Source organism: Hyphococcus flavus, assembly GCF_028748065.1.
Classification (GTDB): domain Bacteria; phylum Pseudomonadota; class Alphaproteobacteria; order Caulobacterales; family Parvularculaceae; genus Hyphococcus; species Hyphococcus flavus.
The window spans coordinates 2,896,069-2,916,756 of record NZ_CP118166.1 but is presented as its reverse complement, the minus strand read 5'-3'; the positions used below and the strand labels follow the sequence as shown (position 1 = coordinate 2,916,756).

Annotated in this window: 20 protein-coding genes and 1 tRNA gene; 9 read left to right on the top strand and 12 right to left on the bottom strand. The window is 48.7% G+C overall.

Features of this window, described 5'->3' with window-relative positions; translation table 11 throughout:
- The first annotated feature begins 128 nt into the window (after positions 1-128).
- The 7 genes from PUV54_RS13960 (at position 129) to PUV54_RS13930 (ending at position 6,709) form a co-directional block, all read left to right on the top strand.
- On the top strand, positions 129-1,151 hold the full coding sequence (locus PUV54_RS13960) for a septal ring lytic transglycosylase RlpA family protein (protein WP_274492879.1): 1,023 nt from the start codon (positions 129-131) through the stop codon (positions 1,149-1,151).
- Between the two features lie 70 nt (positions 1,152-1,221).
- Entirely contained in the window at positions 1,222-2,400 is a 1,179-nt protein-coding gene (locus PUV54_RS13955; RefSeq protein ID WP_274492878.1) for a D-alanyl-D-alanine carboxypeptidase family protein, read from the top strand.
- Positions 2,400-3,047 carry a dTMP kinase gene (tmk, locus tag PUV54_RS13950; RefSeq protein WP_274492877.1) on the top strand — a complete coding sequence of 216 codons (648 nt, stop codon included), beginning with the start codon at positions 2,400-2,402 and terminating at the stop codon, positions 3,045-3,047. The genes PUV54_RS13955 and tmk overlap by 1 nt, the downstream gene beginning before the upstream one ends.
- Positions 3,048-3,106: 59 nt before the next feature.
- Positions 3,107-4,129, top strand: coding sequence for a DNA polymerase III subunit delta' (locus PUV54_RS13945; protein WP_274492876.1), 1,023 nt, complete (start codon positions 3,107-3,109; stop codon positions 4,127-4,129).
- 4 nt (positions 4,130-4,133) lie between these two features.
- Entirely contained in the window at positions 4,134-4,922 is a 789-nt protein-coding gene (locus PUV54_RS13940) for a TatD family hydrolase (protein WP_274492875.1), read from the top strand.
- Positions 4,922-5,767, top strand: coding sequence for an MBL fold metallo-hydrolase (locus tag PUV54_RS13935; RefSeq protein ID WP_274492874.1), 846 nt, complete (start codon positions 4,922-4,924; stop codon positions 5,765-5,767). Before PUV54_RS13940 ends, PUV54_RS13935 begins: the two co-directional genes overlap by 1 nt.
- Before the next feature lie 108 nt (positions 5,768-5,875).
- On the top strand, positions 5,876-6,709 hold the full coding sequence (locus PUV54_RS13930) for a helix-turn-helix domain-containing protein (protein WP_274492873.1): 834 nt from the start codon (positions 5,876-5,878) through the stop codon (positions 6,707-6,709).
- 304 nt (positions 6,710-7,013) lie between these two features.
- On the opposite strand, the gene PUV54_RS13925 is transcribed toward PUV54_RS13930, so the two are convergent.
- Complete coding sequence (locus PUV54_RS13925) at positions 7,014-8,537, bottom strand: leucyl aminopeptidase (protein WP_274492872.1); 1,524 nt, start codon at positions 8,535-8,537, stop codon at positions 7,014-7,016.
- 90 nt (positions 8,538-8,627) lie between these two features.
- On the opposite strand from PUV54_RS13925, the gene PUV54_RS13920 reads away from it, so the two are divergent.
- Both PUV54_RS13920 and PUV54_RS13915 read left to right on the top strand, forming a co-directional pair.
- Positions 8,628-8,933 carry a hypothetical protein gene (locus PUV54_RS13920; protein WP_274492871.1) on the top strand — a complete coding sequence of 102 codons (306 nt, stop codon included), beginning with the start codon at positions 8,628-8,630 and terminating at the stop codon, positions 8,931-8,933.
- A 212-nt stretch (positions 8,934-9,145) separates the two neighbouring features.
- Positions 9,146-10,033 (top strand): glycosyltransferase, encoded by an 888-nt coding sequence (locus PUV54_RS13915; protein ID WP_274492870.1) that lies wholly within the window; start codon positions 9,146-9,148, stop codon positions 10,031-10,033.
- Here PUV54_RS13915 and nusG read toward each other — a convergent pair.
- From nusG to bamA, 11 genes are all read right to left on the bottom strand, one after another.
- Positions 10,030-10,563, bottom strand: a complete 534-nt coding sequence (gene nusG, locus PUV54_RS13910) for a transcription termination/antitermination protein NusG (protein ID WP_274492869.1) — start codon at positions 10,561-10,563, stop codon at positions 10,030-10,032. The two genes, PUV54_RS13915 and nusG, sit on opposite strands and share 4 nt — an antisense overlap.
- A gap of 23 nt (positions 10,564-10,586) precedes the next feature.
- A complete protein-coding gene (secE, locus tag PUV54_RS13905; protein ID WP_274492868.1) occupies positions 10,587-10,862 on the bottom strand; it encodes a preprotein translocase subunit SecE in 276 nt (91 codons plus the stop codon).
- 135 nt (positions 10,863-10,997) lie between these two features.
- Positions 10,998-12,827: a hypothetical protein gene (locus PUV54_RS13900; RefSeq protein ID WP_274492867.1), complete on the bottom strand. Its 1,830-nt coding sequence runs from the start codon at positions 12,825-12,827 to the stop codon at positions 10,998-11,000.
- A 110-nt stretch (positions 12,828-12,937) separates the two neighbouring features.
- Positions 12,938-13,013: transfer RNA gene (locus tag PUV54_RS13895), tRNA-Trp, on the bottom strand.
- 38 nt (positions 13,014-13,051) lie between these two features.
- Positions 13,052-14,212, bottom strand: a complete 1,161-nt coding sequence (lpxB, locus tag PUV54_RS13890) for a lipid-A-disaccharide synthase (RefSeq protein WP_274492866.1) — start codon at positions 14,210-14,212, stop codon at positions 13,052-13,054.
- 12 nt (positions 14,213-14,224) lie between these two features.
- Positions 14,225-15,064 (bottom strand): LpxI family protein, encoded by an 840-nt coding sequence (locus PUV54_RS13885; protein WP_274492865.1) that lies wholly within the window; start codon positions 15,062-15,064, stop codon positions 14,225-14,227.
- Positions 15,061-15,855, bottom strand: a complete 795-nt coding sequence (lpxA, locus tag PUV54_RS13880; protein WP_274492864.1) for an acyl-ACP--UDP-N-acetylglucosamine O-acyltransferase — start codon at positions 15,853-15,855, stop codon at positions 15,061-15,063. The genes PUV54_RS13885 and lpxA overlap by 4 nt, the downstream gene beginning before the upstream one ends.
- 9 nt (positions 15,856-15,864) lie before the next feature.
- Complete coding sequence (fabZ, locus tag PUV54_RS13875) at positions 15,865-16,329, bottom strand: 3-hydroxyacyl-ACP dehydratase FabZ (RefSeq protein WP_274492863.1); 465 nt, start codon at positions 16,327-16,329, stop codon at positions 15,865-15,867.
- Between the two features lie 4 nt (positions 16,330-16,333).
- Positions 16,334-17,335 (bottom strand): UDP-3-O-(3-hydroxymyristoyl)glucosamine N-acyltransferase, encoded by a 1,002-nt coding sequence (lpxD, locus tag PUV54_RS13870; RefSeq protein WP_274492862.1) that lies wholly within the window; start codon positions 17,333-17,335, stop codon positions 16,334-16,336.
- A gap of 72 nt (positions 17,336-17,407) precedes the next feature.
- Positions 17,408-18,052 carry an OmpH/Skp family outer membrane protein gene (locus PUV54_RS13865; RefSeq protein ID WP_274492861.1) on the bottom strand — a complete coding sequence of 215 codons (645 nt, stop codon included), beginning with the start codon at positions 18,050-18,052 and terminating at the stop codon, positions 17,408-17,410.
- A 16-nt stretch (positions 18,053-18,068) separates the two neighbouring features.
- Positions 18,069-20,681, bottom strand: coding sequence for an outer membrane protein assembly factor BamA (gene bamA, locus PUV54_RS13860; RefSeq protein WP_274492860.1), 2,613 nt, complete (start codon positions 20,679-20,681; stop codon positions 18,069-18,071).
- Positions 20,682-20,688 lie beyond the last annotated feature (7 nt).

Genomic DNA, 20,688 nt, shown 5'->3' with positions numbered 1-20,688 from the left:
GATAACGAACCGCGGGAAAATGACAAGCCGTCTGGACCAATTCACTTCAAGTTGCGGGCTGCCTGCGAGTCGACTAATGCAGAAAGGCGGCAATACGCCGCTTTTGTCAGTGAGGCGTTAACGTTTCCATGTCCAAGCCCTTCCGTCTGCTTTTGGCTTTATTCACGCTTGTCGCCGTCGCTGGTTGCGCCACACAGCGGACAGCTAGTCCGGGCGACGCTTCGCCCCATTATAAAATCGGCAAGCCGTACAAGGTTAACGGCCGCTGGTACCATCCAAAGGAAGACCCAAACTATGTCGAGACCGGCGTCGCTTCCTGGTATGGCGCGCAATTCCATGGCCGTCTTACAGCTAATGGCGAGATTTTCGACATGAACAGGCTCTCGGCCGCCCATACAACGCTGCCGCTGCCTTCCATGGTGGAAGTGACAAATCTTGAGAATGGGCGGTCAATTACAGTACGGGTTAATGACCGCGGCCCATTTGCCCATAACCGTATCATCGATATGTCGCGAGAGGCGGCCCGCAAACTGGATTTTGAACAGCAAGGGACTACGCGGGTTCGCGTGAGATACGCTGGCCCTGCGCCGCTGATGGCAAGGGCGGCGCCTTCTGATCGCAGCAGACCGCCTCAGGAAGAACCCATAGACAGGGTAGCGCGCGCTGCGGAAGTCAAAGAGCCGTCCGACACATCTGGGCCTCCTGCAGCCCCTGAGACTGACGAGATTTCTGAGCTGTTGACCAGCATCGAGAGCGCGCCAGCGTTAACTCCTGGGGCTGAAGCGTCGTCCATCGCAGAGGCTTGCAGTCCGGCAGAAGGCGCTTGCCAGATCCCGGCAGCAGATCTTTCGACGCCAGACCCCGATGATGCGCGACTGATTGATCCGAAATCAAGTCCGGCAGCCGCGCCTCAAGCGCTCTACATCATCCGTGTGGCGGCGCTGACGAACCTCGATCATATCGACCGTCTTCGCACCGAGTTGGGTGATGTCGGAACTTTGCGCCTCTCGCGGGTGGAGACGGAAGCCGGGGCGGTGTTTTATCGGGTTAACCTTGGCCCATTTTCATCTATAGAAACAGCCGCTCAGCGATTGGAAGCGGTGCGCAAAGCAGGTTATGGTGATGCAGCGCTGGTCACGCTGACGCCTTAACTCTGTCGTAAAATCAACAGGTTACAAAGACATCTTCCTGACCAGTCATAATGCTTCGAGGAGCTAAACTTTGAGATTCTTGAGTTTTTTCACAGTAATCACGTCCGTTCTAGCCTTGGGCCTGTTTCATGGGGGCGCCGCCGCACAAAATGGACCGGTAGAGACCGCCGCCGAGTATGCGGTGATTATGGACTATCGGACGGGCGAAATTCTGTTTGAGAAGAACGCACGTGTACCGACGGCGCCAGCCTCAATGTCAAAGTTGATGACTGTGGCGATCGTTTTTGAACGGCTGAAAGATGGTTCTCTACAGCTCACCGATGAGTTTGATGTCAGTGAGAAAGCCTGGAGAGAGCGAGAGGGCTCATCCATGTGGGTACGGGTCGATACCGCAATCCCCGTGCTTGACCTTTTACGCGGCATTATTGTGCAGTCCGGTAACGATGCCTGCATCGTTGTTGCTGAGAATATATCCGGGTCAGAGGAAGCTTTTGCGGAGCTTATGAACCGCAAGGCTCGCGAATGGGGGCTAACGGATTCCACATTCGCTAACCCTCACGGCATGCCGCACCCAAACCAGAAGATGAGCATGCGGGATCTAGCGCTTCTTTCCAGAAAAATTATTTCAGAATATGGCGAGTACTATGCTCTGTTTGCGGAACGTGAATTCACCTGGGAGCGAATTCGGCAGGAAAACCGAAATCCATTGTTGGGATTTGTTGATGGCGCGGACGGCCTGAAAACTGGTCATACGGAAGAGTCCGGGTACGGATTGGTTGGCTCAGCGGTGCAAAATGGCGAACGCCGGATCGTCGTGGTTAATGGTCTCGATTCAAATCGTGAACGGACGACTGAATCAGCGCGCTTGATACGTCTTGCATTCAATGATTTCAGCAATAAGACATTTTTTGAGCCAGGAGACATTGTCGGCGAAGCTGAGGTGTTCAAGGGCAAGGATAAATCCGTACCCTTAATTGCGCGCGCACCCGTGGATATGATCTTGCATCGAACGCAGTTTGATGACTCTCAGGCGACTATAGTTTATGAGGGGCCGGTTGCGGCGCCCATTCGGGAAAATCAACAAATCGGGTTTTTAAAGATTACTGCTTCCGATGGTAAAGTGCGTGAGTACCCGCTATTTGCCGGCACATCTGTCAGAGAAGCCGGCGTATGGGGCAAGATAGGCATTGCTGCGAAAAAGCTGCTTGCCAAGCCACCGAGTGACGAGGTCGCATCCGCGCAAAACTGATGGCGACAAAACAAAAGCCAAATGGCGTTTTTATAAGCTTTGAAGGCGGCGACGGCTCCGGCAAAACAACCCAACTAAAACTCTTGGCTGATGCAATGCGCGGTCTTGGTCATGAAGTCGTCACAACTCGAGAGCCGGGCGGTTCCGAGGGAGCAGAAGAAATCAGAAAGCTGATTTTAGAGGGCGACGCCGACAGATGGTCGCCCATGACAGAAGCTTTGTTGATGTATGCGTCGCGCCGAGACCATCTGGAGCGCACCATCAAACCAGCTCTTGAACGCGGTGCGATTGTGATAACGGATCGTTTTGCAGACTCAACAATGGCGTTTCAGGGAATTGCAGGCGAATTGGGGGAAGAACAGATTCTAATTTTGCACAAACTCGTTGTTGACAAAAACGACCCTGATTTAACGTTGATTTTTGATTTGCCTATCGAAGAAGGATTGCAACGTTCAAGCGAACGTGGCGGCGAACAACGGTTTGAATCTAAAGGAAAAGGCTTTCAGGAAAATGCGCGGCAAGCATTTTTGAAGATTGCAAAAACCTGTCCAGATCGTTGCGCTGTCATCGACGCACGCGGTGATGTAGCTGATGTGGCGATCCGCGTTATGGAAACTGTAAAACAGCGTTTGCCCAGCTTGTTTTAGCCCACACAGAACGCATGGCCAGGCTGTCAAAAAAGGCCTAGACCTCTTAGAGTATCGGAATGGATCATAATCTCACATTGCCGAATGAAAGATCCAATCAAATTGGCCTGACCAATATCGAGAAGGATATCCGTCAAAAAATTTCGAATAGAACTTTATCCCATGGCTGGATTATTTGCGGCCCTGAAGGTATCGGCAGAGCAACTCTTGCATTTCGAATCGCAAGAGCGCTGCTTGCTCCGGAAGCTCTGACAGATGAACACAGTCTGAACATGGATGCGAGCGAGAGGGCCTTTCGGCTTATCGCAGCAAAGGCGCACCCAGACCTCTTTGTTGCTGAGCGGCTTTGGGATGAGAAGAAAAGCCGATACCAGAGCGAAATTACTGTGGAAACCGTGCGCGAGCTAAATGCATTCCTGAACAGAACAGCATCGGGTAAAGCGCGTGTCGCAATTATAGATACTGCTGATGACATGAACAGAAATGCGGCAAACGCATTACTCAAAGTGCTTGAGGAACCACCGTCACACACTTTGATATTGCTCCTGTCTGCATCGCCCGGGCGGTTGCTTCCGACCATCCGCTCCCGCTGCAGGAAAATAGGCATACCGCGAATGTCTGACGAAGAAATCCGGAATTTCCTAAATGCGGAAGGAATAGACGCAGAAACAGCGGCCACCGTCACGCCTTTTGCAAAAGGGCGTCCGGGTTATGCCCTTAGCCTGGCAGAGAGCGATGGTTTTGACGCCATCAAACTTAGCCGGCAGTTTCTGACTGCCGCCCGGGAGGGACAGGATTTGTCAAAAGTCATTGCTGGCGTTTCCGGAAAATCAGGTGAGGGGCGCTGGCCTGTTTTCTGTAATATGGTGCTGTCGGCATTGTCCAATGCAGCAAGGGAAATTGCTGCAGACAATGAAGGCGTGGGAACGTTTAAAAACGTACCGGCTGAAGCTCTTCTAATGACTTGGGAGAAGCTAACTTTACTGGTCGAACGCGGCGATACGCTCAACCTCGACCGCGCGCAAGTTGTGCATGCTATGGCGTATGATTTGCGATCAACGTTACAAAACAAGGTTGCGTAAAATAATGCTGGTAGATAGCCATGTTAATCTGCACTCTGAGAAATATTCAGACGACATTGCAGAGGTCATAAAACGAGCACGCGATGCTGGCGTCAGGACGCTACTCACTATTTCCGACCAGCTCTCGTCGACTGAGGCCATAAAGGAAATCGCTGATGCTGATCCTGACATCTGGCGGAGCGTTGGCGTTCATCCGCATCATGCCAAGGACTACTCTGAATTGAGTTCCGAGAAACTCATTGGCTTGGCTTCGGACAGTAAAGTCATCGGTATTGGCGAGTGCGGCCTGGATTTCTACTACGAATATTCAGAACGCTACGTGCAGGCGGATGTCTTTAAAGCGCACATTGCAGCCGCGCGCGAAACACAATTGCCGCTTATTATTCACACGCGTGACGCTGATAAAGAAACTCAGACGCTTATTGAACAAGAACATAGGGAAGGGGCCTTTACCCCTCTCCTCCATTGCTACACAGGCGGACAGGCGCTGGCGAATGCCGTGCTTGAGCTTGGCGGGTATATTTCTTTCTCAGGCATTATTACCTTCAAAAATGCTGACGATGTGCGCGCGATCGCCAAGACGACGCCACTTGATCGCGTCATTATCGAAACCGATTGTCCTTATTTGGCGCCTGCGCCAATGCGTGGACGCAGAAATGAACCAGCATATGTAGTCAATGTAGCGGAAAAGCTCGCTGAATTGAAAGAGTTGCCGATCGAAGACATACAAAAAGTCACGAGCGACAATTTTTTTAGACTCTTTTCTCGAGCAAAGGATCCGAGAGAGCAGTAATGTCGAGTGATTTGCGTATCACGGTACTTGGTTGTGGATCCTCTGGCGGCGTGCCCCGTTTCGGTGGCAAGGAAGGTGCAGGCGAGTGGGGGGCATGCGACCCTGAGGAGCCAAAAAATCGGCGGACACGCTGTTCCATCCTTGTGCAGAAAGAACATCCTGAATTCGGTTTTCAACATGATAAAGTCACCAGTGTTTTAGTTGATACATCACCTGATATGCGTGCGCAGTTGCTGGCGGCGAGGTGTTCACGTCTCGATGCCGTTCTGTTCACGCATGATCATGCAGACCAGTCTCATGGTATTGATGATTTGCGTGTTTTCGCCTTGCATATGCGTAAACGCATTCCGGTTTACATTGATTGTGAAACATCTGGCGTTCTTTTGGATCGATTTAAGTACTGTTTTGAGCAAGCGCCAGGAAGCCCGTATCCAGCAATACTAGATTATAAAGCGATGCCGGAATGCGGTGAAGAATTTACGGTGTCGGGGCCAAGTGGCGAGATTCCGGTCATACCATTTTTGCAGTATCACGGGTCTGTAAATTCCCTTGGCTTTCGATTTGGTGACGCGGCATATTCAAGCGACGTTGTTGGCTTGCCGCAGGATAGTTTTGATATTCTTTCAGGTGTGAATATATGGGTCGTCGATGCGCTTCAATACGAACCACACGGAACCCATGCGCATCTGGATCTTACACTTGAATGGATCGAAAGGGTTCGTCCCAGATACGCAATGCTTACCAATTTACACATCCACATGGACTATCAGACACTGAAAAGTTTTCTACCAAATGGCGTGGAACCTGCCTATGACGGCCTGATTATTAAGGCGCAAACGCAATAAAGCGTCACTTCGCTGCCGGAGTTTGGCCAAAATCTTCTGCCCGAATACTTTAGAGCTTTAGCGTTTTTGACAGACAACAGTCATTCGAAATGCTATAAGGGGTAAGCGATGGAACTTCGGTATTTTCTTCCTCGAGCGGATTTAAGACAGTTTGTTCGAGCTTACTATTATTTTTCGACTGAGACGCCGTCGATACAACCTCTTTGTGCTGAGCTTGGCAATATCCGCGTACTACTTAATGGCGGAGGTGTGTTGAGCACGCCAAATGGCGAGAACCACAAAATTTCTCAAGCGTTTTTGATTGGTCCCACCCTTGGCGCCTACACTATGGCTGCTGATGCGGGAACGCGCGTTTTCGGTGTTGGCATCCGGCCGCAGGGCTGGGGTATGCTTATCGGCATGGAGGCTGATGAAGCGGCGGACCAAGTCATAGATCTTTCAGCATTTGCGGGCGGCCGGGCTGCGACCCACATCGAAGCTATTCGCTGTGCGCGTGATTTTGATACTATGGCTACCGCAGCAGATAGGTTTTTTTCTAATTTATTGGCCATGCGACGAAGAGAGCTAAACAGCTACCCTCAGGCACTGGAAAAATGGTTGATGGATCCCAATGAACCTGGTCTGGATGCATTAGTGACTGCGATGGATGTATCCAGGAGGCAAACGGATAGATTGGCAAAGAAGTTTTTTGGCGCCTCGCCAAAATTCCTGCAACGAAAATATCGAGCCTTAAGAGCTGCGGATCGCGTGCGAAGTGGCGCTGAAAATTGGATGGATGCCGCAGGACAAGGTTTTTATGACCAGTCACATTTCATCAAAGAATTTAGGTCCTTTATTGGAGTGACGCCTAAGCAATTCATTACCAACCAGGCCGAACTGATTTCTGAAATTCAAATGCGCCGACGTCAAAAACAGCCTGATTTTTTCTTGGGCAGCCTTTAATCATTACATCCATCCATGACGGCCAAATTTTCCTATAGTTGTGAAATACTCGCTTTTAAGTTTGTGAAACCGATTGGGAGAATACCGCTTCCAAGGCACATTTTTGGGGGAGAGAGCCTTTCGAAAGCTTGGCCTTGGTTTCATGAAAATGCGCCGTTTGCTTATGCAGCCGGCGCATTTTTATATCCTTTTGCTTATGCAGCCGGCGCATTTTTATATCCTTCCTTATTACAGGATTTGCGACAATATAAATTGTGCGATAAATAGGTTCTAATCTGACCCTCTTATATTGCTTCCGAAGAGCTCAGTTTACAGCCATGTCCCTCGCGAGCTGATCAAGTAATCTGACGCCAAATCCTGAGGCGCCAGCAGGAACGGTAGGAAGAGGATCCGTTCGCCAATCGACACCAGCGATGTCTAGATGCGCCCAAGGCGTTTCAGCCGTTATAAACGAACCTATGAATGCAGCCCCTGTGCTTGCGCCTGGCGCGCCTGTATCAGCATTTTTTAGGTCTGCAATAACCGATACAATCTGTTTGTCGTGGTTTGGGTGTAACGGAAGTCGCCATAAATCTTCGCCAGATAGTTCTCCAGCATTAATTAGCTTGTCTGCTATTTTATCATCCCGCGTAAATAAGCCACCATATTCATCACTCAATGCGCCTCCAACAGAGCCTGTTAGCGTCGCTACATCCACCAGTAGCTCTGGATTGTAACGTTCCTGCGCATACCAGACAGCATCAGAAAGGACGAGACGGCCCTCAGCGTCTGTCGACATGATTTCAACCGTCTTGCCAGACATAGTCCTAACAACATCTCCGGGCCGTTGCGCGCCTCCATCAGGCATGTTTTCCGCTAATGCGGCGATTGCGACGACGTTCACAGGTTCTCTTGATTTTGCAATGGAACTAATCGCACCGACGACAACAGCCGCACCAGTCATGTCGGCTTTCATTGGCCACATTCCGGCTTTTGGCTTAAGTGATATGCCGCCAGTATCAAAAGTTATCCCTTTGCCGGCATATACCAAAGGCGCCTCGTCTGGACGTCCGCCACTATAACGGATGATCATAATTTGCGGAGGTCTTGTACTACCCTGCCCAACCCCCAAAATCGCGCCCATTCCTAGCTGTTCCATGTTCCGAACATTGAGTACGTCAATAGAAACATTTGGCGCACGGTCAATCAATTCACGTGCTCGCCGGACGAACTCTTCAGGATACAGAATGTTTCCTGGTTCTGATTGCATATCACGCGCCCAGCGCACCGATTCAGCAAGATGTCGATATCTATCTTCGTAAGTGGCGATTGCGGTGCTAGAGTTTTGAGTAACGAATGCTATAGTTCCAGATACTGGAGATGTGTCGCTTTTGTATGAATCAAAACTGTACTGGCCGATAGCGGCTCCAAAGCCCGCACTAAGTATGCTGGCGATGTCGTCGCTATCGGTAATAACAAAAACCGTATCCGACTTACTTGTTCTAGCGGTCTTGCCGGCATAACCACCAAAATCTTCCCAATCGCGTTTTTTCATTAGATCGTCGCCTAGGCCTATCAAATGGATTTCTCCAAAATCAATTGCCCCGTTATAGATAGTGGCGATCTGTCCGGCATTCCCTTCAAAATTTGATGCTTCTATAGCTCGTTGAAGCCGCAGTAACTCATCATTGCCAATTAGCGCATCCAAAAACTGCGGCGGGTTGTTATCACGCATCGCGATGATTAGCGCACCTTCAGGCTTCACCGTATCCGTGAATGTGACTTCACGCTGCGCCCATGCAGACGAAGTGACAAAAAAAACTAGAATAGAGTACAACACAGCCTTCATTAGGCCCCTCCGCAATCGAATTGTTATTACAAGTAGGATAAATAAAAGTGGGAAATGGGCAACCCTTTGCAGTAGGTATATACGGCCGAAATGATCGCACGCATTGCAACCACTATAGCAGCAATCCTGCTAGCAATTTATGGCATATTCGCAGCTATTTCTCCCCTACCTTTTGGGGTTCCGCTGGTTGTGCTGGCGCTAATCATGTTCGCTGCAGTCAATCCCTCCGCACGGCCATTGGTTTTATGGATGAGACGTCGATGGAAGTGGTTTGACTATCTTGTACGCAAAGCCGCCGATAGGTCACCGGCGCGTTTTAATGAAACCTTCCAGAATACAGATCCCGCTAATCATCCACAAAAAAACAGGCAAGAAACAGAAAACAGGAAAAATTAGTTATAACGTATACGGACTACGTTACTAATGGAAATTATTTGATCTACAGCTGAATAGTCTCGAGCAGCGTATGTGCTCAAGGATTGTTCAGATTTCAAAACGCTGTACACATAGTCACGATTATGGTGATGAGACCGATAAGAAATATCGTTAATAATTTTTTGCATGGTTCTCGCAGGGACAGCCGATGAAGCTAACAAAACTGTCTCAAGATGGGCCTTTCGGTCTGTATATTCGCGCGAAATGAGGAAAAACACCTCGCCCGCTGTATCATTGCATTGGAAGCGGCGGGGCTGAATTATGACGACCAAGTACACATATTGGTCAACGGCTGCACAGATGCAACGGCTCAAATTGCGGCCACCTTGGCATGCGCTGACAAGCGGATTGAGGTTCACCACCTGCCTGTTGGAGATAAAGCCAATGCCTGGAACGAATATGTTCACCGTATCTCAACTACTGAAATAAACACCCACATATTTCTTGACGGTGATATTCGCCCGAGTACCGCGTCGCTATCAGAACTCGATCGTTGCTTTTACTTGAATCGAAATGCCTATGGTGTCGCAGCTTTACCTATCACAGGCCGTAGCCGAAGAAGTTGGTCAAAGCGACTCTTATGTGAGCAGTATATTAGCGGAAATCTCTACGCTTTATCGGCAGCAGCTATTTTACGGTTTCGTTCAGGGGGTATCTATATGCCGATTGGCGCCAAAGGCGAAGATGGGTTACTGACCTATATTCTTCTTACAGATTTCAAAGGTGGCGCTGACGACAGTTTTCTTCATAATATCGAGATATGCGTCAACTCGACTTTCGAGTTCGACTCTCTGACGTTTAACATTGACGATTGCAAAACTTATATAAAACGCCTCACACGATATTCAGAACGTCATTTTCAGAAAACAATATTATACGAAAAGCTAAAGCGCGAAGGTTTAGCAGCGCTGCCGGAGAATATTTATGATATCTACACGCCTGCTGCGATAGCGACTGCGCGCCCTCGCCTTCACCCTCTCGACGTAATTTTTGACCTTAATACAATACGCCTATTGCGGCGGCGTCAGAGTAAGAAGCGGCGTATATATAGTCGTGCTTAACTGGATTTTTCTACCTGTGTAAATTCCAGTTCCACTGGTGTTGCACGGCCAAAAATTGATACTGAAACCTTCACGCGTTCTGAGATTTCATCAACTTCTTCTACTACGCCGGAGAATGAAGCAAAAGGACCGTCCGTAACTCGAACACTTTCTCCGATATCGAAAGTGATAGTGGAACGGGGGCGTGTTTCGCCTTCTTCTATAACGCCTCGGATACGGTCCACTTCTTTTTGTGGAACAGGCATTGGCTTGTTACCCGAACCAAGAAAACCGGTCACTTTGGGCGTGTCTTTGATTAAATGGTAAGTATCGTCATTCATAACCATTTTCACGAGCACGTAACCAGGGAAGAACCGTCTTTCCGTATTGACCTTTCGGCCTCTCCGCACCTCTGTTACTTCTTCAGTTGGGACGAAAAGCTCCTCGATAAAATTCGAGAGACCTTTTTCCTTGGCTGCAAGAAGAATTGCGTCGGCTACCTTTTTTTCAAAGTTAGAGTACGCGTGAACGATGTACCAATTGCCGGCCATGTATGTATCCGTGATTTTCTTTGTTAACGTGCAACACATTCAATGGGGAGAACATTGCAGACAGCGAAACGCAAGCCTTGATCAACAGCAAAGAAAAACAACCCCATAATCGCCACCATGATCAGGACCATGATTGTCGAGACGATAGTTTCGTTCCTCGTAGTCCACGTGACTTTCGCCGCCTCGTTTCGAACCTGCTGAATAAATTCAAACGGGCTAGTTTTCTTTTTCTTTTTAACTTCAGCAGCTTTGCCTTCAACTACTTGGTTTGAGCCACTAGATTTGCCTTTTTTCGCCATTACAGACCATCCTGTTGCAGGAAGACACAGTTTCTCGGACGCCTATTAGACGCTAACTGATCTTCAAGCGATTTTGGAAGATGGGCCTTAGGTAAAGCTTTTATTTTCCAGGTCAAGCACTAATCAGGAAATCAACTACTCGCGTAGGCGGCCCCAGCTCTTCTCATACGGGTTTTCCACGCCTATAGGGCCTTCGAACCATGGCTGGCCTCCTGTGGGCCCTGCAAGAACGTAATTTGATAAAATGACCCCAGGAAAGGCCTCTGCCAAGGCCTGGTTCACGGCAAGGTTCACATCCCCCCCGCTCAGACCGTCTTCCTCCCCCCATATAAAGGATTTGTAGATTTCTCTCCTCATTTCTGCGGGTTTTTCGAAATGCGAGCCTCCTTCATAGGCACCGATAAATGGTACGCCAAAATTCTCAGCCAGCGCCGCATGCGCCTTCCACATCCGCAGCACCCAAGGCAACGTTGCGATGTGATTTGGCGGACCCTCAAGCACCCAGGTCGCAATTGCGCCTGTGTCATTGGGGTCAATGCTGGACTTAAAGAAATCTACCGATCCCCAATAAGAAGCCACTGATACTCCAAATGAGGCCGAATGAGCAGCCCAATCCTCGCCTTGAGTCATTAGGTATGTTTTCGCGGCTCTTAGCGCCTCATGCGTTGTCGATGGGTTAGCCGCCTGGCTTTCAACGACATAGATCAAACGCTGGTTTCGGTCAGCACGCTCTAGCGCAGCATCTAAAGCAAGTTTCCATCGCGCCGAGGCCGCGCCGTAGCCAGTTCTGGCGTCGCCACCGCCAATCTCGGGCGCCAGCCCCTGACCAAGAGCCAACGCATATCGCGTGGTGAGGTTGTACTGACCGGCGAAGTTCCAAACCTCGTTTGCAAGCGTAACATAGAGGGGTCTGTCTTCTGGATAATCAGAGAGAATAAGCGCCTGAACAAATCTATCTGCATAAACGTCCCAGGCCTGATTTTCGAGAGTAGCAGTGGCATTTAGACGTACTTGCGCAGAAATATTGTTGAGCCATTTACCGACATCCTGATCGAAAATATCTGATGAAAAAATATCAAGATCAGAGCCAAGTGTTATGGGTGCGTGAACCCACAAGGCGGAGTCGGCTTCCACCCCTAAAGAAAAGACCGCATCAAAAGGCATAGATTGATAAGGGGGGCGAAGCGGAGCTCGGTCCGCTCCAACAAATGACTCCCAGGATTTATTACCCCAATAAGCTGCATCGTTTGACGCGACATCACTAATGCCACGCACAAGCGCCCGATTTGCTTCCTGCAAATCCATCATTCGAATGATGTCATATTCCGATACAGCCTCAATGAACACTGGATTGTATATTTTACCTTCGTGTAGCGCCGTTTCATTTTCCGCTCTATAAAGTCGCAATGCTGTCAGCGGCGCATCCAATCGTTTTATTTGTATTGCTGCATGATAAGGTGTGGCGCCACTAGCGGCATCTCTTTTAAATTCTACTCGGTTTCGATCCGTCTTTTTTTGCAAATGATCTGCAACATAGAGCATTGATAGATCTGCCCGTTCATTGTCAGCAACTTCCCATTCTAAAACCCAGTTGCCATCGTAAAATGTTTTATCATTGGCTGTAAAATAAACGTCGCTGGTTAGCGTGTTCTTGTTTGGCAAACTACTTGGCAGACCGGTAACTAAATCAATGTAACCATTCTCAAGCAAATCTGCGGTATGCATATCACCGCCAGACCAGCGCATCTCACTTGCGTGAATAATGTTGATGTAGGGCTCTTCGATATTAGAGGGCGCAGGATACCATGGCCCAACCTGCAAGATAGGCTTGGGCGCTTTCTGTGAGGCTATTGCTGTTTTTACTGGTTTGACATTTGTAGCGCCCTCCTCGCTGCTCTGCGCTGAACATGCTGTTGCAATCAATAAGAGGGGCAGAATCCAGAAAGTTAATGGTTTGCCATTCATGCCATGTTTGCTCCATACGGAATACTCTGGGCATTGTAACTGAGCGGGCCCTGGATTTCACCTATGGCTAAAGTCGGCAAATTTCCCTTAAATCCATAATGTATGGAAAATGGCAGGGGCGGAGGGACTCGAACCCCCGGCCCTCGGTTTTGGAGACCGATGCTCTACCAACTGAGCTACACCCCTAGGCCCAACACGTGCATTAAGCCTGAAGAGCAATTTATTCAACTGTTTTCGATTGATTTTCGCTTTACCCAGTCGATTATAGTGTTCGCTGCCACGTCCTCGGCGGGCTGACCGTCTCCAGCCAGGCTGTCTATCAAAGCGGGGAAGCGGTGTTTTTGGAAGCGGCGCGCATCATCTGATTGTAATAAATTCAGCAACGATTCAGTGACATCAGGAACCGAAAACCGGCGTTGTACAAATTCGGGGATCACCATTTCCTGAGCTGTTATATTGATTAACGATGCATACGGTGTGGTGACAAAGAGATCGACCCATATCCCAGCGATAGGATCTAATTTGTAGCAAATGACCATCGGCGTACCATGGATCGCCAGCTCAGTCGTGACGGTTCCGGAAACAGCCAAAGCAACATCAGCAGCAGCAAAGGCATCATATTTATCTGCGCTTTGAATAATTCGGACAGGCGCCGGCCAATCGTGAATTAGTTTTGGGATAAGTTCCGTTACAGATTGTGCTGCTGGCAAGACCACGCTGAGCCTGGGCTGATGTTGTTTTATCATGCCAAGAATTTTACCGAACGGCTCTATATGCTGCCTCAACTCACTCTTCCTACTCCCTGGGAGTACGGCAATTAATGGTCCATCATGATCGCCATAGTTTTTTCTGAAACGAGCAGCATTTCCCTTATTTGAACGGGCATGTTGAAATTCAGAATGCCCTACCGCTTGGACTGGTATACCGAGTGGTTCGAAGTAAGACGTTTCAAACTCAAATAAGCATAGAAGACCGTCAAATAAATTTGCCAGCTTCTGAGCGCGCCCAGGTCTAGAGGCCCAGACTTGGGGTGCGACATATTTTATTCTCTTGATTGCAGGCGCCGCTTTCTGCATGCGCTGCGCAGTTAATTTTGAAAACATCCAGCTATCAATAAAAACAGCTAAGTCTGGTTGTTCATCACAAGCGGATTGTAAGAGCAAATCTGCGGCTCTGCTTGCGGCCGGTATAGCTTTTAATACGCTAAGCGGGCCAATAACTGAAAGCTGAGCAGTATCAAATATGCTTTTTAGTCCATGAGCGGCGAGTTTAGGGCCACCACAACCAATAATTTGTAAATTCGGCTCTCTTCTTCGTAAGGCTCTTATTAGATTTGCGCCTAACGAGTCGCCAGAGGGTTCGACTGCGCTTATTAACAACTTCATTGGGCCTTCTCTTCAAGCGTCGAACTCAGATAGGAAACAACCATAAACAAAAACGCCAGCTTGATCAGCTATTGCGATGGCTTCACTCTGATCGAGGAACAATGCTTTACTTTCTTCTACCGCAACACCAGCAAGTCCTGCTTTAGCTGCAAGGCAGACCGTTTGGGCGCCGATCGTCGGCAAGTCGATCCGTAAGTCCTGGCTTGGTTTAGACCGTTTAACCAAAATGCCGTCCTTGGTGATACTCCTTGGGAAAGTCGCGCAACGTTCAAGCATTGCATCTGTTCCTTCAGCCGCTTCAATGGCGACTACAAGGCCATTAGCTACAACAGCACCCTGCCCGACATCATATGGGTCCAGCGCTGCTATCAACTCCGAAGCTTTTTTAATGTCTTTTAGATTCGTCTTATTAGGTAGCACCTTCCCATAAGCGCCGGGTTTCACTACAAATTCATTAATCGCCTCTTCCGCGCCTATAATTTGAAATCCTTCCGCTTCAACTATTTTAATTATAGTATTCAAGATATGGCCGTCGCCTTTTACCGCAGCGGCTGTAATCTTCGGAAGCAAAGAGAGACCACGCAAGTCAGTATTAAGTGCAGAAAAGTCCGGTCTGCGAAGAATGCCAGCGAAAACGACTGTATCGCAGTTTTCTCTTTCGAGGATTTTAAAAAACTTTCCAACCTCGCCAACAGAACATTGATCGCCGTTATACTGCAATAAACCCTTATTTGCATCATTTGTGAGTCTAATCACATGAAATGGGCGACCGCTATCCTTACAACTCCTGGCTATATAAAAAGGTAGACGACCGTCACCAGAAACAATAGCCAGCTTAGTCCATGAGGTCATGGTGTTTTCAGTGTGCGATCTGGAGCCATAACGGCTCTAGCCTGCGTTTCGTCAATAAATTTTATAACCTTCATGACTTCATCCGAAGAAAACGCCGACCGAACAATTTCAAGACGTTCCTTGAACGTATGATTACTTGAAAACAAGAGTTTATACATAGAGCGCAATTCACTAATAGCATGACGTGAAAAATTTCTACGCTTTAGACCGACAACATTCAGCCCAACAAGGGTTGCATGATTTCCCATTGCTGAAGCAAACGGAATCACGTCAGCAGCAACGGCGGCGCACCCGCCAATAAATGCATAATCGCCAATCCGCGTAAATTGATGAATTGCACATAAACCGCCCAGAAAGGCGTAATCGCCTACCTTTACATGGCCGCCTAATGTTGCATTATTAGCAAATATTACGTGATCTCCTACATGGCAATCGTGTGCAATGTGAGAGCCAGTCATAATAAAAGTATTTGACCCAACACGGGTTACGCCCCCGCCCGATTGCGTGCCACAGTTGATCGTTACATGTTCGCGAATGATGTTGTTGGATCCAATGACCAAGCTTGTCTGCTCACCGTTATATTGCAAATGTTGCGGTGCCCCTCCGAGCACGGCGAAAGGGTGGACTAACGTATTCTCCCCAATTTCTGTCTCGCCCTCGACTATGACATGACTGTTTAGCTTTACGCCATTATGCAATTTTGCTTGAGACCCGACAAAACAAAAGGGCCCAATATATGCGTCGCCAATATCCGCGCCGTCTTCAACAACTGCTGTAGGATGTACGGTCATAAGGTTGGATTAAATTGCTTGCGCCAACATTGCGGAGTAATTTGCCTCAGCCACTCGTTTTCCATCAACTGTCGCGACCCCTTCAAACTTCCAGACTGGCGGCCGTCTTTGGGAGGTGCGCACGGCAATTCTTAGTTGATCACCAGGAATAACAGGCTTTCGAAACCGTGCTTTATCAACCCCCATAAACAATACGACTTTCCCTTCAACATCTAGCCCTTCCGTGTACGCCACATAGGCGGCGGCGGACTGAGCCATGGCCTCAATAATCAACACTCCTGGCATCACTGGCTTTTGGGGAAAGTGACCCTGAAAAATCTGGTCACTATAGGATACATTTTTCAATCCAACGGCGCCTTCCCCCGGCTTGATATCAACGAGGCGATCGACAAGCATAATCGGATAACGATGCGGCAGTAGCTGCATTAATTCGTCTACTTCCAAGACGCTTTTTCCAGGTTCAATAGTAGACATGGGCTTACCCATTCCTTTTTTTTGTTAAGCGCGAAAGCATTGATATTTCTCGAAACCACTCTTTAATGGGTTTTGCGGGGCTCCCGCCCCACTGTTCACCAGCCGGGACATCGCGCATCACGCCAGACCGGGCAGCAAGTTGAACACCAGACCCGATATTAATGTGATCAGCAACGCCGACCTGACCACCCATGAACACGCCATCACCAATAATGCTGCTGCCAGAAACTCCTGAAAGCGCGGCTATAACACAGTCATGACCGATATGAACGTTGTGGCCGATTTGAACCAGATTGTCGATCTTCGATCTGGCTCCGATCATTGTGTCTCCTAACGCGCCTCTATCAATCGTAGTATTGGCGCCGACCTCTACATTATCTGCAATTAGAACGCGCCCTAGCTGCGGCACCCTTAGTAGGCCTGCGTCGGTTTTAACAAAACCAAAGCCGGCCTGGCCGATACGGGCGCCAGAACAGATATGCACATACTCCCCAATTATCGAATGGGTGATGCTGCAGGAAGCCTCAATGACGCATTGATTACCAATTACGACGCCTGGCCCTACAAATACTTGTGGACCGATTATTACGCCTTCGCCAATTTCTGCGGTATCAGCAATGACAGACGTTTTATCGATCAGCTTATCGCCGGAAAAGCTCTCTGCGCGATTAAATTCGGTACGTGAAGCGTGAAGTCTGTCGGCAGCTTTTGCAAATGCGGCTTTAGGCGAAGGTACAATGGCAATTGGTCCGTTATTTGATATATCTTGTGCTAACTTATCTCTGGTAAAGCACAAGCCGAATGAAAGTTTTTTTAGCGCCTGAACATGTACCGCAGTTTCGCAAAAAATAACGTCATCTGGGGTTGTTGGCTCTTCACAGGAAGAGACTTTTTTGAGAACTCTTTCCGGATCGCCTACAAGTAGCTCCGCTTTGGTCAGATTGATTAGATCTCCGACCGTTATAGGAGAAAGCAGATTATAGAACCTAGTATCTGGCATGGGCATTTAAATGAAATGTTGTAAAAAAGCGGCCGGCATGAGCTGCCGGCCGCTTTTATGCAAAGATGTCGGCCTCGCTTAGTTATTTTGGCTTCGCGCCTTAGCCTGAGCTTCTTGCGCTTCTTTGATCTGCTTTTCGATTTCCGCCAATGAAATCTTCTGCAATTCAACTGAAGGAAACTCTTTATCAAGAGCGGAGATCACTTCTTGTGTGACATCCGTCTCTGGAGCCGCGTACATGACCGATGCGCGATCCAACAGCACTGTGGCACCGCGGCGTTCCACGATCTCCTTCAGGATCGGTTGGCTCTCAACTAATATCTTCGCTTGAGCTTGCTGTACCACTCCTGAAAAAGCCTGTTCCATAATTTGCACGCGCTGCGGAAGTCCATACTGTGATCGAGCAGCAAGGTCCTGTTGTGTCTTTTGCCGAACTTCATCGGACATTAATGATGAGTTTTTCTGGAAACTATCAATTTCTTCCTTGAGCTTGCCGGCTTCGGCTTCAAGCTCTTTCTCGACGCTGGATTTAACTTTCTGCGCCTGTTCCGGGATTGTTTTCCCTGCTTTCGATTGCGATATAAGTTGTCCACGATCTACCACCAGAATTACTGGCGGCCTATCAGCACTTTGTGCTTCTGCGTTGTTTATGATTGCTCCGCCAGTAAAACCAACCGCAGCAATAGCGATAGCGCCTGACAAGGCAATAATCTGCTTTTTCATTTTACACCTCTATACTTTAAAAGCTCGTCCCCGCGCTAAACCGGAATCCTTCGGTTTCGTCATACTCTTCTTTGATCAAAACCTCAGCAAAATCAAACCTTACAGGACCGAAAGGTGAATCCCAGCTCACCGTAACACCAGCGGAAACGCGAAGCGATAAATCATCCTGAATTGGCGCCAGATCCGGAATTGAGTCCCCATCTGAATCCACAAAGAAATCCATATTAGAATTCAATGACTTAGTCGAATCATCAACTAGGCCAACAGTGCCGAAGTCACTAAACAGGGCTGCTCGAATGCCGTATTCGTCTGGTAGTGGAAGCGGCAGTAGAATTTCTGCGCTACCAATTGCGTATGCTTTGGCGCCAATAGACTGCCCAACCGGTTGGCCTCTATTCGCATCAAATCGCGTTAAATACCGTGGTCCTACCCCTGCAACCTCAAAGCCTCGGAATGTGGATGCACCTTCAAAAAAGCGATCAGACAAGCGAACATCATCGCCGGCGTAACCATCGATATACCCTGCTCGTCCTTTCAAAGCGCCAACAAAACCAGCAAAAAGTGGTTTGTAGTATGCGCCATTAAGTTCTGTTTGATAGTAATTTACATCTCCGCCTAACCCGGCAACGCTCACCGTGGCGCCTGCACGCCATCCACGTGTTGGCGTAATGGGGTCATTGCGTGTATCTAAATTCAAACTAAACCCAACCAGTGATGTAAGGAAATCGCCTCTTGATTCACAAGTTGGCGTCAATGATTGAGCCAGAAAATTACAAACGCTTGATGAAACCCTTAAAACTTCATTGCCGTCAGTATCTGTACCTTCTGCAGTTTGATAATCTTCATTCAACACTAGCCCAGGCAACAGGATCGAAGCCGGATCGTCATTTATTCCAATATCCTGAAATGAAGGACTGTCAATCGTTACGCTATCGCGTGTTAACAGGTAATTGATTCCACCCCGTGCGTATTCGGAGACCTGAAAACCAGCATTGAGACCAAAGCCGATCCGGTTTCGTATGAATCCAGACTCCCTAAAGTCAGTACGCTGATTGAATATTGATCCGCCGGCCGCTAGGTTCCGATCGAGAAAATAAGGTTGCGTGAAACGAAGATCGACTTGCCTGGTTCTTGAACTCGCTTGAATACGGAAACGTAAAAACTGTCCCCGCCCCATCAGGTTTCGCTCTTCGACGGACAAATCAAGAATGAAATTTTCGGTGGAGGAAACACCAACCCCGACACTGAATGAACCCGTCGACTGTTCTTCGACGCTTACATCAAGCTCAGTCCGGTCAGGTGCTGATCCGGGTCTCTCTTCAATCTCAACTTCCTTGAAGTACCCGAGTGATCTGATGCGCGCCTTTGAGCGATCGACCAAAACGCGATTAAAGGCATCGCCTTCCGCAAGGCGGATCTCCCTGCGGATCACCTTATCGAGGGTGCGCGTATTACCCTTGATATTAATTCGCTCCACATAGACGCGCGGACCTTCATTCACCTCGAAAGTAATATCAATAGTGTTTGATTCGGCATGACGGATCAGGCGTGGATTAACATCAACAAAAGCATAACCGACGGATCCAGTCGCAAAGGTTAGTGCTTCAACAGCTTTTTCAATCTTCTCAGAGTCAAAAACCTGCCCTGCTCTCAACGGCACGTAATTGACAAGAGCATCTCCATCTAACTTCGCCAGCGTGGTTTTAACACGGACTTCACCGACCGTGTATTGCGGTCCTTCATCTACCGTAAATGTAACAAAAAAGTCCTTGCGATCGGGTGTCAGCTCGGCGACCGATGAAACAACAGAAAAATCTGCGTAACCATTTTGGCCATAGTGCTGGCGGAGCAATTCGCGCTCATACTCAAGCCGGTCAGGGTCATAATTGTCGTAGTTGGTAAAAAACCGCCACCAACGACTCTCCTTGGTCAAAATCACGCCACGAAGCTCATTATCCGTGAAGATGTCGTTGCCGATAAAATTGACCTTGGCGATGCCGGTTTTCGGTCCTTCGGCGATCTCAAAAATCACATCAATCCGGTTTTGCTCAAGCGGCGTAACTTTCGGTGTTACAGTTGCCGCAAAACGTCCCTTTGCCCTGTATTGTTCGATAATGGCCTGAACGTCGGACTGCACTTTGGCGCGCGTATATATTCCCCGTGGCGCCAGTTCGATTTCTTCACTGATTTTTTCATCTTTAATGCGCCTATTACCTTCGAACAGCACCCGGTTTACAATCGGGTTCTCGACGACTTCAATTAGCAGGATGTCGCCCGGTTGCATCTCAAGCTTAACGTCGGAAAACAATCCGGTTCGAAACAAAGTTTTAAGAGAAACGTCGAGTAACTCTTCATCTGCAGGCATCCCGGCTTGTACTGGCAGGTATGACGCAACAGTCTCAGGTTCTATTCGCTGATTGCCGCGAACGGCGATCCCCTGAATTATTGGAGCCGGTTCGGTTTGGAACAATGTTTCCGCAATGGCGGCGCCCGCTTGCGCTTGCTGCGCTCTTACCTCTTCCGGGGATTGCGGCGTCTGCGCTATGGCGTTGCCCGCCACTAACACCGCTGCTGTCAGTAAAACCACAAAGATGCGTATCACGCCGCCCCCCGACTTATACAAACTCATGCCGTCG

Excerpts from the sequence above, each read along its gene's own strand:
- PUV54_RS13935 (WP_274492874.1), top strand. The coding sequence starts at position 4,922 with ATGTCGAGTGATTTGCGTATCACGGTACTTGGTTGTGGATCCTCTGGC.
- PUV54_RS13915 (WP_274492870.1), top strand. The coding sequence starts at position 9,146 with ATGGGCCTTTCGGTCTGTATATTCGCGCGAAATGAGGAAAAACACCTC.
- PUV54_RS13900 (WP_274492867.1), bottom strand. The coding sequence starts at position 12,827 with ATGAATGGCAAACCATTAACTTTCTGGATTCTGCCCCTCTTATTGATT.
- nusG (WP_274492869.1), bottom strand. The coding sequence starts at position 10,563 with ATGGCCGGCAATTGGTACATCGTTCACGCGTACTCTAACTTTGAAAAA.
- PUV54_RS13930 (WP_274492873.1), top strand. The coding sequence starts at position 5,876 with ATGGAACTTCGGTATTTTCTTCCTCGAGCGGATTTAAGACAGTTTGTT.
- PUV54_RS13885 (WP_274492865.1), bottom strand. The coding sequence starts at position 15,064 with ATGACCTCATGGACTAAGCTGGCTATTGTTTCTGGTGACGGTCGTCTA.
- secE (WP_274492868.1), bottom strand. The coding sequence starts at position 10,862 with ATGGCGAAAAAAGGCAAATCTAGTGGCTCAAACCAAGTAGTTGAAGGC.
- PUV54_RS13945 (WP_274492876.1), top strand. The coding sequence starts at position 3,107 with ATGGATCATAATCTCACATTGCCGAATGAAAGATCCAATCAAATTGGC.
- fabZ (WP_274492863.1), bottom strand. The coding sequence starts at position 16,329 with ATGTCTACTATTGAACCTGGAAAAAGCGTCTTGGAAGTAGACGAATTA.
- bamA (WP_274492860.1), bottom strand. The coding sequence starts at position 20,681 with ATGAGTTTGTATAAGTCGGGGGGCGGCGTGATACGCATCTTTGTGGTT.
- lpxA (WP_274492864.1), bottom strand. The coding sequence starts at position 15,855 with ATGACCGTACATCCTACAGCAGTTGTTGAAGACGGCGCGGATATTGGC.
- PUV54_RS13920 (WP_274492871.1), top strand. The coding sequence starts at position 8,628 with ATGATCGCACGCATTGCAACCACTATAGCAGCAATCCTGCTAGCAATT.
- PUV54_RS13925 (WP_274492872.1), bottom strand. The coding sequence starts at position 8,537 with ATGAAGGCTGTGTTGTACTCTATTCTAGTTTTTTTTGTCACTTCGTCT.
- PUV54_RS13865 (WP_274492861.1), bottom strand. The coding sequence starts at position 18,052 with ATGAAAAAGCAGATTATTGCCTTGTCAGGCGCTATCGCTATTGCTGCG.
- tmk (WP_274492877.1), top strand. The coding sequence starts at position 2,400 with ATGGCGACAAAACAAAAGCCAAATGGCGTTTTTATAAGCTTTGAAGGC.
- PUV54_RS13960 (WP_274492879.1), top strand. The coding sequence starts at position 129 with ATGTCCAAGCCCTTCCGTCTGCTTTTGGCTTTATTCACGCTTGTCGCC.
- PUV54_RS13940 (WP_274492875.1), top strand. The coding sequence starts at position 4,134 with ATGCTGGTAGATAGCCATGTTAATCTGCACTCTGAGAAATATTCAGAC.
- lpxD (WP_274492862.1), bottom strand. The coding sequence starts at position 17,335 with ATGCCCATGCCAGATACTAGGTTCTATAATCTGCTTTCTCCTATAACG.
- lpxB (WP_274492866.1), bottom strand. The coding sequence starts at position 14,212 with ATGAAGTTGTTAATAAGCGCAGTCGAACCCTCTGGCGACTCGTTAGGC.